General features: G+C 71.3%; 11 protein-coding genes. 3 read left to right on the forward strand and 8 right to left on the reverse strand.

The annotated features are described in order from the left end of the window. Window positions 1-102 precede the first annotated feature (102 nt). Window positions 103-1272 carry a M48 family metallopeptidase gene (locus ACZ499_RS32445; RefSeq protein ID WP_468679773.1) on the forward strand — a complete coding sequence of 390 codons (1170 nt, stop codon included), beginning with the start codon at window positions 103-105 and terminating at the stop codon, window positions 1270-1272. Between the two features lie 66 nt (window positions 1273-1338). On the opposite strand, the gene ACZ499_RS32450 is transcribed toward ACZ499_RS32445, so the two are convergent. The 7 genes from ACZ499_RS32450 to ACZ499_RS32480 all read right to left on the reverse strand — a co-directional run bounded on the left by ACZ499_RS32450 (window position 1339) and on the right by ACZ499_RS32480 (window position 10001). Next, window positions 1339-2412, reverse strand: a complete 1074-nt coding sequence (locus ACZ499_RS32450; protein WP_468406610.1) for an SCO2583 family membrane protein — start codon at window positions 2410-2412, stop codon at window positions 1339-1341. A 202-nt stretch (window positions 2413-2614) separates the two neighbouring features. Beyond that, window positions 2615-3187: an SCO2584 family spore wall biosynthesis protein gene (locus ACZ499_RS32455; protein ID WP_468679775.1), complete on the reverse strand. Its 573-nt coding sequence runs from the start codon at window positions 3185-3187 to the stop codon at window positions 2615-2617. A gap of 97 nt (window positions 3188-3284) precedes the next feature. Continuing rightward, window positions 3285-4568, reverse strand: coding sequence for a glutamate-5-semialdehyde dehydrogenase (locus tag ACZ499_RS32460; protein WP_468406614.1), 1284 nt, complete (start codon window positions 4566-4568; stop codon window positions 3285-3287). Between the two features lie 184 nt (window positions 4569-4752). Continuing rightward, on the reverse strand, window positions 4753-5238 hold the full coding sequence (locus ACZ499_RS32465; protein ID WP_371652692.1) for a hypothetical protein: 486 nt from the start codon (window positions 5236-5238) through the stop codon (window positions 4753-4755). A 148-nt stretch (window positions 5239-5386) separates the two neighbouring features. Beyond that, the gene (proB, locus tag ACZ499_RS32470) at window positions 5387-6514 is read right to left on the reverse strand and encodes a glutamate 5-kinase (RefSeq protein ID WP_468406618.1); all 1128 of its coding nucleotides are present in this window, start codon (window positions 6512-6514) and stop codon (window positions 5387-5389) included. Window positions 6515-6629: 115 nt separating this feature from the next. Beyond that, a complete protein-coding gene (gene galE / locus ACZ499_RS32475; RefSeq protein ID WP_385547105.1) occupies window positions 6630-7604 on the reverse strand; it encodes a UDP-glucose 4-epimerase GalE in 975 nt (324 codons plus the stop codon). Between the two features lie 237 nt (window positions 7605-7841). Continuing rightward, the gene (locus ACZ499_RS32480; protein WP_468679778.1) at window positions 7842-10001 is read right to left on the reverse strand and encodes a PIG-L family deacetylase; all 2160 of its coding nucleotides are present in this window, start codon (window positions 9999-10001) and stop codon (window positions 7842-7844) included. Between the two features lie 200 nt (window positions 10002-10201). On the opposite strand from ACZ499_RS32480, the gene ACZ499_RS32485 reads away from it, so the two are divergent. Together ACZ499_RS32485 and ACZ499_RS32490 are read left to right on the forward strand one after the other, a co-directional pair. Next, window positions 10202-11203, forward strand: coding sequence for a hypothetical protein (locus ACZ499_RS32485; protein WP_468679779.1), 1002 nt, complete (start codon window positions 10202-10204; stop codon window positions 11201-11203). Further along, entirely contained in the window at window positions 11200-14022 is a 2823-nt protein-coding gene (locus tag ACZ499_RS32490; RefSeq protein WP_468679781.1) for a stealth conserved region 3 domain-containing protein, read from the forward strand. The genes ACZ499_RS32485 and ACZ499_RS32490 overlap by 4 nt, the downstream gene beginning before the upstream one ends. 150 nt (window positions 14023-14172) lie before the next feature. Here ACZ499_RS32490 and ACZ499_RS32495 read toward each other — a convergent pair whose 3' ends face one another. Continuing rightward, a complete protein-coding gene (locus ACZ499_RS32495; protein WP_468679783.1) occupies window positions 14173-15909 on the reverse strand; it encodes a stealth family protein in 1737 nt (578 codons plus the stop codon). Between the last annotated feature and the right edge of the window lie 23 nt (window positions 15910-15932).

Below are 15932 nucleotides of genomic sequence, written 5' to 3' on the forward strand. Positions count from 1 at the left end.
TGTCTCCTTGGTTATCCACAGGCCCCCGCCCCACGGTAGCCCCACCGCCTAGGGTGGATGTCGTCAGGGGGACGAGCCGAGACTCTCAGACAGGGGGACACCATGACCGATGACATCCAGGACAGCGTGCCGAGCAGGCAGCGCCGACGCTTCCCCGGGATCTCCTCCCGGGCCTACGAACACCCCGCGGACCGGTCGGCGCTGGTGGCGCTGCGCAAGCTCAGCGGCTTCGACACGGTCTTCAAGGCGCTCAGCGGGCTGCTGCCGGAGCGCAGCCTGCGCCTGCTGTTCCTCTCCGACTCCGTGCGCGTGAGCGACGCCCAGTTCGCGCACCTCAACGCCATGCTGCGGGACGCCTGTTACATCCTGGACCTGGAGAAGGTCCCCCCGATGTACGTGACACAGGACCCCCGGCCGAACGCGATGTGCATCGGTCTCGACGAGCCGATCATCGTCGTGACCACCGGCCTCGTGGAGCTGCTCGACGAGGAGGAGATGCGCGCGGTCGTCGGCCACGAGGTGGGACACGCCCTGTCCGGCCACTCCGTCTACCGCACGATCCTGCTCTTCCTCACCAACCTGGCGCTGAAGATCGCCTGGATCCCGCTGGGCAATGTGGCGGTGATGGCGATCGTGACGGCGCTGCGGGAGTGGTTCCGCAAGTCGGAGCTCTCCGCCGACCGGGCCGGGCTGCTCGTCGGCCAGGACTTGCAGGCCTCGATGCGGGGCCTGATGAAGATAGCCGGCGGCAACCACCTCCATGAGATGAACGTGGACGCGTTCCTGGAGCAGGCCGAGGAGTACGAGGCGGGCGGCGACCTGCGCGACTCGGTCCTGAAGATCCTCAACGTGCTGCCCCGCTCGCACCCGTTCACCACCGTGCGCGCGGCCGAGCTGAAGAAGTGGGCCGCGAGCCGCGACTACCAGCGGCTCATGGACGGCCACTACCCCCGTCGTGAGGAGGACAAGGACACCTCGGTCTCCGACTCGTTCCGCGAGTCCGCCGCCTCGTACGCCGAGACGGTACGGACGAGCAAGGACCCGCTGATGAAGCTGGTCGGCGACATAGCCGGCGGCACGGCGGACCTGAGCGGCAAGCTGTACGGCAAGTTCACGGGCGCGGGCTCCGCCTCGCGCACCTCGGACCGGCCGGCGGGCGGCACCGCTGCGGACGGGGCTGACGGCGCACCGCAGGCCGGACCGCAGGACCGGCCTTCCGGTCCTGCGGCGGACGGCGATGGGCCGCAGGACGAACCGGGCGGCAAGGCGTAGGGGAGTCCGGACGGTCCGGACACCTGCCTGACCCCGCCTGGGTCGTGGGAAGTCCGGACGCCCTGCCTACGGCGTCGGCTGGGCGCTGGTGGAGAGGGTGCCGCAGAGGGCCGCGGTGGCGGGGCCGGTCGCGTACGGATCGGTGCCCGCCGGGCCGGTCGCGCTGGTCCGCTCGCCCGCGAGCAGCGGCCGCAGCTGTGCGGAGACATCGGCCGAGCAGGCCTGCGGTCCGGCCTCCACATAGCTGAACTGCAGCTCGACCCGGTGCAGCCGCAGGTCGTCGCGGTCGAAGCGGAAGTGCAGCTCACGGCGGACGGTGAAGAGCGAGGCCACCTTGTCCGGGCCGGTCGCCGCCGGGCGCAGGGCGTACGTGAAGGTGTGGTCGGACGTCACGTCGAGGGTGTCCCGGCCGGACTCGGCGTAGTGGAAAGTGCCCTGCACCCGCACCTGGGAGTCGGCCAGCGTCACTTTGGCCGGATCGAAGCGCACCAGCCAGCCGGTGGCGGCGTGGCGGCCGTCGTCGGCCGGGTTGTCGATGCTCTGGTCGAACTGGGCGATCAGCTCCGGATCGAGCAGTGCCCGCACCTGGTGCACGGACTTGCCGGTGAGGACCTGGGGGTCGAGGGACGACTGGACCAGATACTCCTTGGCGGTGGTCACACCGGCGATGATCTGGCTCTCGGAGAAGTGGGCGGTCCTGCGGACGGCGGGAAGGTTGATGCCATCGGCGCCGGTGCGGAACTGGGCGGCCGGGCTGTGGTCGAACAGGCGGGCGACGTCGATGCCGGGGACGACGCTCTGCGGGGCCAGGGGTATCACGGTCATCCGCAGGGGCTCGGCGGCGACGCTGCCGCCACCGGGCTGGTAAGGGTGGCGCAGGCCCATGTACACGGCGGTACCGAAGGCGATGAAGAGGAGGACCACCAGCGCGACTATCTGCTTGGTGAAAGGCCGGAAGGACCAGCTGGGACGGCTGCGCACCGCACGCGCGTGCTCACGCATCCGTTCCTGGGCGGAGAACTCCTGCAGGCGGGCAGCACGAACGAACGACTCGTCGAATACGACGGATCGGTACTCGTCCTCACCTCCGCCGGGGAGGCCCTCCGGTGTCCCCTCGGGTGGCTCTCCACGCCCTGCCATACCTTCAGGGTAGGTCGCCGGAGGGGCCGGTAAACGCGCTGCTACGCGACAAGTTCTGACGAGTTCCCACGCGGTTGTGCAGGGTGGGGCCGGAGGGCGGTCAGAAGGTCGCCAGGACGTGGAAAAGCGGTGGTCAGGGGTGGGGCGGGCGGGGGGCGTGGGGTGGGTGGGGAGGGGGCGGGGGGGGGAGGCCCCCTCCCCCTCAAGGCCTCCGAGGCACAGCCGATACCGCCGGCGCCGAGTAGTCGGCCGAGGCGGTCGGGCCGACGCTGGCCGGAATGGGTAGCCCGGACTTGTCCACGTTGCTGGTGGCCGGGGGCGGGGCGGGCTCGTCGCGGCTGCCGGAGGCGCCCCGGTAGACGGCCGCGAAGGCCAGGGCGACCATGCCGATGCCCATGATCAGGGCGAGCAGCCAGGCGACGGGGCGGTGCCAGCGGGCCCGGCCGCGGTAGGGGCGCAGCGCGCCGCCGTGCGGGCCGTAGGGGCCGGCTTCGGCGCCGCCGGGGAAGGTGGAGCCGTAGGCGTCGGGGTCGCGGGCGGTGTAGGTGAAGTCGTCGTCGGCTCCGGCGCCCGCGCGGGCTCTGGCCGCTTCGGCTTCGGCGCGGGCCTGGGCTGCGGCCAACAGCCGTTCCACGGCGCTTGGTTCGTGGATCTCGGCGGCCCGTACGAAGTCCTCGTCGAAGACCACGGAGGCGAATGCGTCGTCCGCGCCCCCGCGGTCGTCGTCGGGCTCCCAGCCGTCCGGGAACGGCCTGCCCCCCACGTCGTCCGGCACGGGTTCAGCGTAGCCCCGGCGCGGTCGTTTTGGGCAGGGAGTGTCCGAACTCTCCCCCTCGGGCGTCCCTCGGGGAAGGTTCGGAGCCCCGTTCCCGCTACCGCACGTGGCCGTCGCCGGTGACGATGTACTTGGTGGAGGTGAGCTCCGGCAGGCCCATGGGGCCGCGGGCGTGGAGCTTCTGGGTGGAGATGCCGATCTCGGCGCCGAAGCCGAACTGGCCGCCGTCGGTGAAGCGGGTGGAGGCGTTCACGGCGACGGTGGTGGAGTCGACCAGTTGGGTGAAGCGGCGGGCGGCGGCCTGGGAGGTGGTGACGATCGCCTCGGTGTGGCCGGAGGTCCAGAGCCGGATGTGGGCGACGGCCGCGTCCAGGGAGTCGACGACGGCGGCCGCGATGTCGTACGAGAGGTACTCGGTCTCCCAGTCCTCGGCGGTGGCCGGGACGACGGTCGCCTTGGTGGCGTCGGCGTAGGACTGGACGCGTTCGTCGGCGTGGACGGTGACGCCGGCCTCGGCGAGTGCGTCGAGGGCGCGGGGCAGGAAGGCGGCGGCGATGTCCTGGTGGACGAGGAGCGTCTCGGCGGCGTTGCAGACCGAGGGGCGCGAGGCCTTGGAGTTGATGAGGATGTCGACGGCCATGTCGAGGTCGGCCTGGGCGTCCACGTAGACGTGGCAGTTGCCGGTGCCGGTCTCGATGACGGGGACGGTGGACTCCTCGACGACGGTGCGGATGAGGGAGGCGCCGCCGCGCGGGATGAGGACGTCGACGAGGCCGCGGGCGCGCATCAACTCGCGTACGGAGTCGCGGGATTCGCCGGGGACGAGCTGGACGGCGTCGGCGGGCAGCCCGGCGCCGCCGACGGCGTCGCGCAGCACTCGTACGAGCGCGGTGTTGGACTCGTACGCGGAGGACGAGCCGCGCAGCAGGACGGCGTTGCCGGACTTGAGGCAGAGGGCGGCGGCGTCGACGGTCACATTCGGCCGGGCCTCGTAGATGATGCCGACGACGCCGAGGGGCACCCTGACCTGGCGCAGGTCGATGCCGTTGGGGAGGGTGGAGCCGCGGACGACTTCGCCGACGGGGTCGGGCAGCGCGGCGACGTCGCGTACGTCGGCGGCGATGGCGCGGACCCGTTCGGGGGTGAGGGTGAGGCGGTCGATGACCGTCTCGCTGGTCCCGGCCTCGCGGGCCTTGGCGATGTCGAGGGCGTTGGCCTCGACGATCTCCTTGGTCCGCACTTCGAGCGCGTCGGCGATCGCCAGGAGCGCGTCGTCCTTGGCCGAGCGCGGCAATGGCGCGATATCGGCGGCGGCCGTGCGGGCCCGGTAGGCGGCCTGGGTGACCGGGGACATGTTCTCGTACGGGGAAAACGCGCTCATGTCCGCAGGGTAGTGCTCCGGGCGGGCGCGTTCCGCACGGATTCCACTCCCCGAGACGGCGCTCTCATGGTCCGGTCACCGTCGGGTCCGGGTGGCTGGCGCCGCAAGAGCCTGGGCGGCACGAGCCGGGGCCTCAAGAGCCCGGGCGTCAGGAGCGGCCGGGGCGTCACGGGCAGCCCGGGCGTCAAAAGGGGTGGACGCCGACGGGTGCGGCCGGTGGTGGCCCGTAGCCCTCGGCCAGGCGCTGGTGGTAGGTCTCGCGGTCGATGACTTCCAGGCCGACGATCTCCCAGGGCGGGAGTTTGGCGGTGGAGCGGTGCTCGCCCCAGAGCCGGAGGGCGACGGCGGCCGCGTCGTGCAGGTCGCGGGCCTCTTCCCAGTAGCGGATCTCGGCGTGGTCGTTGGCGTATCTGCTGGTCAGTAGGAAGGGGTGGTCGTGGGCGAGCTGTTCGAGGCCGCGCCGGACCTCTTTGAGCGGGGCCTCGGCGCCGGAGACGCTGAGGGTGATGTGCCAGAGCCTGGGGGTGTCCCCGGGCTGCTCCCGCTCCTCGGTCTCCGCTATGTCGGCCCCCGTGCCGACGCTGGTCAGGGTCGGCCCGTCCTCCCCCACGGCCCTGCGGGCGTGGGTTCCCCCGACTCGGGGCGCCGCCCCCGGGCGCGCTCGTCTCACCGGCGGCCTCCTGTGATGCTGTGATGCGATGCAGTACCCCTCGCGGGTCACCCCCGCGAGTACCCCGCAACAAAGTTGACCAGTCCGGGCCGGGTCGCGGGGCGGTTTTCGTGAAGGTGTCTGCCCGAAGGCTGGACTTTCAGCCGTTTCAGGGGTGGAGAACGACCAGATCGTCCCTGTGTACGACTTCGCGCTCGTACTCCGGGCCGAGTTCGCGCGCGAGTTCGCGGGTGGAGCGGCCGAGGAGCTGCGGGATCTCCTTGGCGTCGAAGTTGACGAGTCCGCGGGCGACGGCGCGGCCCGCGGTGTCGCGGAGTTCGACGGGGTCGCCGGCGCTGAACTCGCCCTCGACGGAGGCGATTCCGGCGGGCAGCAGGGAGGAGTGGCGTTCGACGACGGCGCGTACGGCTCCGTCGTCGAGGACGAGGTGGCCCTGCGGGGTGGAGGCGTGGGCGAGCCACAGGAGGCGGTCGGCGGAGCGGCGGCCGGTGCGGTGGAAGTAGGTGCCGGTGTCGCGTCCGGCGAGGGCGTCGGCGGCGTGGCTGGCGGAGGTGAGGACGACGGGGACGCCGGCCGCGGCGGCGATGCGGGCGGCCTCGACCTTGGTGACCATGCCGCCGGTGCCGACGCCTGCTTTGCCCGCGCTGCCGATCTGTACGTGGGCGATGTCGTCGGGGCCGTGGACTTCGCCGATGCGGGTGGTGCCGGGTTTGCTGGGGTCGCCGTCGTAGAGCCCGTCGACGTCGGAGAGCAGGACGAGCAGGTCGGCGCGGACGAGGTGGGCGACGAGGGCGGCGAGCCGGTCGTTGTCGCCGAAGCGGATCTCGTCGGTGGCGACGGTGTCGTTCTCGTTGACGACGGGCAGGGCGCCCATGGCGAGGAGCTGGTCGAGGGTGCGGTAGGCGTTGCGGTAGTGGGCGCGGCGGCTGGTGTCGTCGCTGGTGAGGAGGACCTGTCCGACGCGTACGCCGTAGCGGGCGAAGGAGGCGGTGTAGCGGGCGACGAGGAGGCCCTGGCCGACGCTGGCGGCGGCCTGCTGGCGGGCGAGGTCGGTGGGGCGGCGGCGCAGGCCCAGGGGGGCGAGTCCGGCGGCGATGGCGCCGGAGGAGACCAGCACTATTTCCTTCTCGCCGCCGCTGCGGGCCTTGGCGAGGACGTCGACGAGGGCGTCGACGCGGTCGGCGTCGAGGCCGCCGGAGGCGGTGGTGAGGGAGGACGAGCCCACCTTGACGACGATCCTGCGGGCCTGGGTCACGTACTGCCTTGCCACTGTCACACCGGGGAATCTATGCCAGGCCGGGGCCTGGGCGCACGGCCGTTTCGAGCGTTGGACGGGCCCCCGCCGGGCGGGGCGGGGGCCTGTGGGGTCCGGGAGCCGGTTCCCGGGTGGCTCAGTCGCGCGGGTGGCGCAGCAGCCAGCCTTCCCAGGCGGAGGTGACCATGGCGCGGATGTCGTGGCGGGCGCTCCAGTCGAGTTCCTTGGTGATGAGCTCGGCGGAGGCGACGACGCGGGCCGGGTCGCCGGGGCGGCGCGGGGCGACCTCGGGGGCGGGCTCGGTGATGCCGCTGACTTCGCGGATGATGTCGACCATCTCGGCTACTGAGGCGCCTTCGCCGCGGCCGATGTTGAGGATGAGGGCGGCGCTGGGGTCGGCGGTGAGCCGGCGGGCGGCGGCGACGTGCGCGGTGGCGATGTCCTCGACGTGGATGTAGTCGCGCACGCAGGTGCCGTCGGGCGTGGCGTAGTCGTCGCCGAAGATCAGGGGTGCCTTGCCCTCGGTGAGGCGCTCGAAGACCATCGGGACGAGGTTGAAGATCCCGGGGTCGCCGAGTTCGGGGGAGGCGGCGCCGGCCACGTTGAAGTAGCGCAGCGAGGCGGTGGCCATGCCGTGGGCCTTGCCGACGGCGCTGACGAGCCATTCGCCCGCGAGCTTGGTCTCGCCGTAGGGGCTCATCGGCAGGCATTCGGTCTGCTCGGTGACGAGGTCGACGTCGGGCATGCCGTAGACGGCGGCGGAGGAGGAGAACAGGAAGCGGCGCACGCCGGCTTCGGCTGCGGCCTCCAGGACCGTGCGCAGGCCTTCGACGTTCTCGCGGTAGTAGTGGAGCGGGCGTTCGACGGATTCGCCGACCTGCTTCTTGGCGGCGATGTGGATGACGCCGTCCACGTCGTTCTCGCGCAGCACGCGGTCGAGGACGTCGCGGTCGAGGACGGTGCCGCGCTCCAGGCGGACGCCTTCGGGCAGCCGGGCCGGGTCTCCGGTGCTGAGGTCGTCGAGGACGACGACCTGCTCCCCGCCGTCGACGAGGGCCTTCACCACGTGAGATCCGATGTAGCCGGCACCGCCTGTGATCATCCAAGTCATGCGGACAGTCTAGGAGGCCGGACCCGCCGGCCCGGCCTGCTGTGACTTTTCGTACGAAGGTGAAGGCGGCGTAAGCACGACCGCGGGGAAGCCCGCGCGGAGGTCTGCCCGGAAGCCCGCTCGGGCGTGCGGAAGTGGCGTGCGGAAGTGGCGTGCGGAAGAGGCGTACGGGATGGTCCCGTACGCCCCTGTTCGCTCCCGGTCCGCCCGGCTTTGTCCGCCGGTGCGGTGTGTCGGTCAGACGGTGCCCGCGCGCGGCGGGACCCTGGTGACGGCGGGGGTGGTGTTCAGGCCGAGCGTGACCAGGGCGACGCCTTCGCTGGCGCCTTGGACGACGGCGGGGGCGCCGATCATGAAGCCGGAGGACGCGTCACCTTGGAGGGTGACCTGCTTGCCGCTGTCGACCATCTCGATGGAGCCGGTGCCGCTGCGCGAGCTGAGTATGACGCCGCCGGTGGCGAGGTCCTGGCCGTCGACGAGGGCGACGGGTCCGTAGCCGGTGACCTTCTGGTCGGGCAGTTCGGTCCAGCGGCCGGCCTGGCCGCCGCGCAGCTGGGCGACGTTGATCTGGTCGCTGGAGGGCTTGTGGTAGGCGAGCAGGACGGAGCCGTCGTTGGCGGTGACCGCGTCGGGTGCGTCGCCGGGCCGGGTCTTCAGTCCCCGGGCGCCGCGGACCATGGCGCCGCCGGCGTCCTTCTGGGTCCAGTGTTCGACCCAGCCGAAGGCGGAGCCGAAGACGTGGACGCGGCCGTCGCCGTCGACCGCTGCGGCCAGGCCTTCCTGGATCTGTCCGCCGCCGGGCAGCTTCTGCCACGGCGACCAGGTGCCCTGCTTGTCGCGCACGCGGGTGCTGATGCCCTTGGCGGCGTTGCGCACGAAGACGTGGATGGTGCCGTCGGGGGCGGTGACGGCGGTGGGCGGCCCGGTGAGGCGGCTGCGGCGGGGGTCGGTCTCGGGGTTGCCGAGGCTGGTCCACCGCTCCTCGAAGTCGCCGTCGGCGCTCTTCTGCTGCAGGACGACTATCTCGCGGGTGTCGTCCTTGTCGTTGGCGCCCAGGTTGGTGAAGCGCAGGCCGAACACGAGGTGGCGTCCGTCGGGGGCGGCGATCGCGCTGAGGGCGGGGGCGAGGGGGCCGCCGCCGAGGTCCTCGGCCGCACCCCAGCCGCCGCTGAAGGGGCCGGACTCGCGCCAGCGGGCGGCGCGGGTGCCGAGCACGGCGTACGCGCTCATCCGGCCGTCCTTGTCGACGACGACCTTGGGGCCCGCGGTCGGGTAGCGGCGGTGGGTGGAGCGGACCCAGCCCTTCTTGGACTTGAGGACGCCGTTGAGGCCGACCGAGTAGTCGCCGCAGCCGGAGGCGTTGCCGCACTGCCAGCTGGAGGCGCCGCCGTAGGCGTTGAGGTACTCCGTCTTCTGGTGGACGGTGTCGTTGGGCAGGTTGTAGGGCCAGCGCTGGTTGTAGTAGCCGCGGAACGCCTCGGTCAGGAAGCCCGGGGTGCGCGAGCCCTGCGAGGTGCCCTGGCCCCACTGGGCGAGGGCCCGCCAGGTGAACAGGGCGACGGCCGTGTGGTCGGGGTGGTCGGAGTAGCCGACCTGGTCGCTGCCGCGCGGGTGCAGCTTGTCGTGGACCTGGGCGTCGGGGTCCGGGTCCAGGGTGCGCACCAGCGTGGGCCGGTACTTGCGCATCAGGAACAGCAGCGCGTCGGTGAGCTCGTCGCGGCTGTAGGTGTACTTCTCGCGGACCGGGGACTCCGGGGTGGGCTGGGTGCGCAGCACCACGCCGGGGGTGTTCCACAGCTGGGTCATGCCGACCCAGCCCCGGCCGGTCTTCTCGTGCATCCGCACACCGAGGAAGATCAGTTCGGCGCGGCGGCCGTTGTACTCCAGGACGTTCAGCTCGGCCTCGCGCCCGCCCGGCAGCTTCAGGGCGGTACGGGTCCACGGCGTGAACAGGGTCGCGCCGAGCATCCGGGCGTACGCCTGGCGCAGGCCCTGCTGGCGCGCGGAGACGTACGCGGGCACGTCCGGGCGGGCCTTGGGCTCGCCGGGTGCCTGGTTGACGCCGAAGGAGCCGCCGCCGGTGACGTACACGGAGACGACCGGGACGCCCCGCTCGATGGTGTGGAGCGTGTCCGGGTTCATGAAGAACAAGTCGTCGTCCGGATGCGCCACGATCGCCATGGCGAGCGGCCGGCCCGGGGTGTCGAAGCTGCTGCGGCGGTCGACCGGCAGCAGCGAGACAGGCTTCGGTGGTTCACTTGTGACAGCAGCGCCTCTGGCCGACGGGTGCTTGCTGTCGCACCCGGCGATCGCACCGGCTGCCACTACCCCCGCCATCGAAGCCAGCACGGCACGCCGGGAGGCCACTTGGCGTCCCATCTTCGGCCAGCGTCCCATGTCCTTTTCCCACTCCCCGCTTCACGTTCATCTGCGATCAAGCAGACCGCCACCCGAGGAGAGGGCGGAAACTTCATTTGGGTTCCACTCGATGAAGCAATCGTGATGCATCGATAGAATTACGAAGCAACTTGCCGATCTTACGCATTATTGGCAGCATGCAACGCTGACCATCGGCCCAGACGAGAGCTAGGTTCACCGTGAGTGACTCACTGCTGCCCTATGCGGTGGGCGCCGCCAAGCGGGCGCGCCGCGCGGCAGTACGTATGCGCCGACGCGTCGAGCAGATGCATACCGTACCGGCCATCGACGGAGTCAAGCCGCGGCCGCTGCTCAAGGCCGTGCACTTCTCGGTCTCCGGTGGACGCACGCTCAACTTCGCGGTGACGTTCCCGCGCCGCCCGGAGGCCGTCAGCGCGGCTCATCTGGAGATGTCGCGCGGGCGCAAGGTCGTCCATGTGGAGCTGGAGCAGGAGCCGCAGAGTGACGGAAGTCTCCTTCTGACGGCCACCGCGCCGCTGCGCCATGACGATCCGTCGGAGACCGGCACCCGCGGTCCGGTGCTCTCGTCCGGTATGTGGCGCATGGAAGTCGTGGTCACCGAGAGTGATGGCCATGAGCTGCGGGCGAAGATCGCGTCGGCTCCCGTGGAGTCGTCCGACGGTCCCACCCTGTCCTCTTCGCCGTCACCCACCAGCGGCGCCGTCTTCCGTCCGGTGCGCTCGGTCGACGGCCGCTCGATGCTGAACGTGCGCGGTCCGCGCCACCAGGCCGAGCTGTCCTCGTTCGAGCTGCGCTGGGACCGGATCGTGGTGCACGGCCGGCTCATCGCGCCCAAGGCCCCCGTCGAGGAGTACGTCGCGGAGGCGGTGCTGCGACGCAGCAGCAAGGCGGCCGCGGCCACCGTGGCGTGGGACGGCGACCGCTTCACCTTCGACGTACCGCTCGCCGAGATGGCGGTCGGACGCACCACCCGCACCTGGGACATGCATCTGAAGACCGGTGGAAACCGGATCAAGATCGCCCGGCGGCTGACCGATGTGCGTCACCCCAAGCAGGTCTACCGGACACCGTTCCGTATCGTCGCTCTCGACAACGGCGCGCTCGCGCGGGTGCACGCCTATGTCACCCCGGCCGGCGTGCTCGCCGTGTCCTGTACCGGATTCGGAACCGCCCCCCGTGGCGCAGAGGAAGTTGCATGAAGATCACGTTTCTGCTCACCTGGGGCGACGAGATGGGCGGCACCGAGATGGCCGCCTACACCCAGGCGATCCATCTCGCTCCCCGGCACGACGTCGAGGTGCTGAGCGTCTTCAAGACCCGCCCCGAGCCGTTCTTCTCGGCCGCCCAGCAGGTCGAGCGGCGCTACCTGGTGGACAGGACCGGATCCTACGGACGCCCGGTGCGCGCCAGCGCCCTGGACGAGAACGCCTGCCGGACGCTGGAGTCGCTGCCGAGCGAACTCATCAAGCCGTCCTGGGAGTCCACCTTCGACCGGCTGTCCGACATCGAGATGACGGCCGCCCTCGGCTCCCTCGACTCCGACGTGCTGGTCACCACCACCCCGGCGCTGCTCGCGGCGGCCGCCGAGCTCGCTCCGTCCCGGGTCGTCACCGTGCACCAGGAGCACCGCGCCTCCCAGCTGCGCGGCGTCTCCGGTGAGCCGCTCCTTGTCTACGGCCCGCGCGTCGACGCGCTGGTGTCGCTGACCGAGCGCACCAACGACTGGTTCTCCGACTCGCTGCGCGAGGCCGCCCCGGAGCTCGCCGCGATCCCCAACGCGGTGCCCGACGGCTACCGTCCGCGCGCCGACCTGGAGTCCAAGACGATCGTTCTGGCTGCCCGGATGACCCCGGAGAAGCAGCTGGACCACGCCATCCACGCCTTCCAGCGGATCTCCGCGGACTTCCCCGACTGGCAGCTGCGGATCTTCGGCGACGGCCCGCAGGAGGTGCGTCTGCGCCGCCTCGTCGAGGGCCTGGGCATGCACTCGCGCATCGAACTGGTCGGCCGCTCCTCGCAGATGGAGCAGGAGTGGGCCAAGGCCAGCGTCTGTCTGCTGCCCTCGCGCAACGAGGCCTTCCCGCTGGTGCTCCTGGAGATGTTCGCGGCCGGTGTGCCGGTCATCGCGTACGACATCGTCACCGGGCCCGCCGAGATCATCCGCCACGACGTGGACGGTCTGCTCGTGCCGCCCGGCGACATCGACTCGCTGGCCGCCGCGATGTCCCGCCTGATGGGCGAGGACGACACCCGGCACGCGTTCGGCAAGGCCGCCCGCAAGGGCGTGTACGAGCGGTTCGGCGGCGAGGACATCACCGCCCGCTGGGAGCAGCTCTTCACCAAGCTGGTCGCCCGTCGCGACACCCCCGAGCGCCTGGCCCAGCGCGCCGACCGCACCGCGCTGCGCATCGCGGCCGGCGGCACCCGCAGCTTCAGCGTCGCCGCCCCCGTCTCGGCCCTGTCGAACTCGGCGGACGAGCAGAAGGCCCGCGAGGTGATGATCCAGGCGCAGGACCGCACCGGGACGCTGATCCGGTCGGCCGGCCGCCTCGCCGAGCAGCGCGACGACATCAACGGCCCGCGCATGGCGCAGATCAACCTGGAGATCACCGCCAAGGTCCTGGAGGACGCGGGGATCCCGTACATCCTGCTGCGCCACGACGCCGGCGTCGCCCACCGCGTCGCCGTCCCCGTCGAGCAGCGCCGCCGGGTGATCGAGGCCATGTCCACCGCCCTGCACGGCAAGCCGGTCTACGCCGAGCTGGTCACCCCGCGCGGTGCCGCGCCCGGCGCGGTCCTCGCCGAGCGCCTCGGCGACGTGGGCGAGGTCGCGGGTCTGCGCGTGTTCAAGCCGATCACCTCCGAGAGCCGCACCCTGCGGTACGGACCGGCCTACGGCTGCAGCCTGGAGTTCTGGGCCGAGTCGGAGGAGGACGGCTGGCGCGAGACGCCCCGGCTGACCACCCTGCTCGGACGCCGCCTGCCGAACCTGGAGGCGACGGCCAAGCTGCGGGTCGGCGAGCGCGACTACCCGACGCTCGCGCAGTTCACCAAGCAGCTGATGTGGGACGTCGACTACCCGATCGACGTCGTCTACACCTGGGTCGACGACACCGACCCGGCCTGGCAGCAGCGCCGCGACTCGGTGCGCCGCAGCCGGGACATGCCGACCAACGACGCCGACAGCGGCGACGTGCGCTTCCGCAACCGCGACGAGCTGCGCTACTCGCTGCGGTCCCTGGAGATGTTCGCGCCCTGGGTGCGCACCATCTACCTGGTCACCGACGACCAGACGCCGGACTGGCTGGACACCGAGCAGCACGGCATCAAGGTCGTCAGCCACCGCGAGATCTTCAAGGACCAGGCCTGGCTGCCGACGTTCAACTCGCACGCCATCGAGAGCCAGCTGTACCGGATCGAGGGCCTGGCCGAGCACTTCCTCTACCTCAACGACGATGTGTTCATCGGCCGTCCCCTCAACCCGTCGTCGTTCTTCCTGAGCAACGGCGTGGCCAAGTTCTTCCGCTCGCCCACGGCCGTCCCGCCGACCGAGCCGTCCCCGGACGACGAGGGCTACTTCGCGGCCGCGAAGAACAACCGGGCTCTCCTGGAGGAGGCGTTCGGGCGGACCACGACGACCAGCTTCCTGCACGCGCCGCACCCGCTGCGACGCAGTGTGCTGACCGAGATCGCCGACAAGTTCCCGGCCGAGGTGGGCCGTACCGCGGCCAACCCGTTCCGCGCCAACTCGGACCTGTCGATCACGTCCTCGCTGCACCACCACTACGGCTACCTGATCGGCAGCTCGGTGCCGAGCGCCATCTCGTGCAGCTACATCAACGTGGGCAACTACGACCACCACACGGTGCTGACCCGGCTGCTCGCCGAGCGCGCCCACGACGTGTTCTGCATCGGCGAGTCCGCCGACGCGGAGGTGTCGGTGGAGGAGCAGGACCGCGTGCTGCGGGCGTTCCTGAGCGCCTACTTCCCGGTGAAGTCCCGCTTCGAGCGCGACTGACGCGCCTGACGCGTCGGATACGGGAAAAGGGGCTCGCCCCGGGCCTTCTGGTCCGGGGCGAGCCCCTTTCTTCAGCGGCGCGGGGAACTGCGCGACAAGCCCCCACCGGCCGGCAGCCGCGCGGCCACGGCTCCCACCGCCTCAGTGGCGCTACCCCTTCTCGAACGGGCTCCGCACCGGGAAGTACGCGTCGAGGAACGGCGTGATCAGATCCTTCTGCTCGTGCACGTCCTGCTCGGTGGAGACCGTGTCGTTGACGCAGAACACCGTCTTGTCCCGGTTGGCGAGCAGCCGGCCGAGCCGGGTCTCCGTCCACGGGTGCGTCAAGTCGAGGTAGGTGTACGGGAGTTCCGAGGGCACCGCACGCTGGGTGTGGTACGCGTAGTAGTGGTGCAGCGACGACGAGATGGAGATGTCGTCCTCGGAGCGGAACCGGCTCGCCTCGGTGTAGCGGTACTCCGGCTCGAACTCCGTCTCGATCTCGGTGAGCAGGCTGCGGCGCAGCGGGTGCGGCATGTGCTTCATCTTCTGCACGACCACCGCCCCGTACCGCTCCTCGATCAGCCGGCGGTTGTTCTTGCCCGCGGCGGCCACCGGCGGGTCCTCGGGGGTGCGCGAGCCCAGCGGTACGAGGGCGGGCGACGGGAAGAACTTGGTGAGGCCGCTGGAGAGGAAGAAGTCCTGCGGGGTGACCTCGTTGCCGAGCATCACGTCGTCGTTGAAGTACAGGAAGTGCTCGGCCAGGCCGTCGATGTGGTGGAGCTGGCTCTCGATGGCGTGCGAGTTGAAGGTGGGCAGCAGGCCCGGGTCGCGGAAGATCTCCTTGTGGCTGACGACCTTGATGCCGGGCTGGGTGGTGTCCAGCCAGTCGGGGGTCTGGTCGTCGGTCACCAGGTAGACGTTGCGCACCCACGGCGCGTACATGTGCAGCGAGCGCAGCGAGTAGCGCAGCTCGTCGCGGCTCAGATAGCGCGCGGCGTTGGCGGACTCGGCGTGGTAGGTCTCGCCCGCGAACTGGGCGCGGCGGCGCAGCCAGGCCGGGTCGGCGCCGTTCACCCAGGTGTAGACGACGTCGATCGGGAAGGTGATCTCGTCGGTGGGGTGGATGGCGAACTCGGCGCGGGTGCGCACCTGGGCGGCGTCGGGGGCCTTGCGGGGGGCGAGGTGGGTGAAGTACGCCTCGGAGACCTGCGCCGTGGGGCCTTCGAGGGGGAGCGTCTCGGCGAGCTTGCCGACGCGCGGCGGCACCAGCTGGCCGTCCTCCTCGCGCCAGAACTCGACGTCGCAGCCGTAGCGGTTGCCGAGGGTGAGGCGGTGCGTGGCGTCCGTGCGGTACCAGGTGACCCTGACGGTCCCGGCGGTCTTGAACCGGCGCCAGGTGGCGTCCTCGTACCCCGGCAGGGAGGTCTCGGGGACCGGGTTGTTGCCCTTGACGTGGGTGACGTAGCCGGGCTGGTCGCCGCAGAGCGACTCCAGCACCTTCAGCACGGCGGTGCGGTCGCCCTCGCGGACGGCGACGGCGGCGGCGGTCTCCGATCGGCCGCGCACACAGAAGTGGTCGAGGCCGGCCGCGTGCAGGGCGCGCAGCACTATGTCGAGGTTGGCGCGGCGGGCCTGGAGCGGGGTCACGCCGGGGGTGACGAGGGCGACCTTGGGGTCCTTGCCGACGTGCACGACCGTGCGGTCGGCACCGGAGGCGAGGGTCTGGTAGCGCTTGGTGACGCGGGCGGCGCGCATCTTCTCGGCGACGGCCGCGCCGCCCGCGATACGCATCTTGACGCGGCGCCGCATGTCGGCGTCGACCTGCGAGACGATCGCACGCCGCACACTCTCGGGCACGGCCCGCCGGTAGACCCCCAGCAGTCGCGGTGCCTCGGGATTACGCACGGGGGGCTACTCCTTGACGTTCG

The sequence above is a fragment of the Streptomyces sp. NPDC031265 genome, from assembly GCF_055570295.1.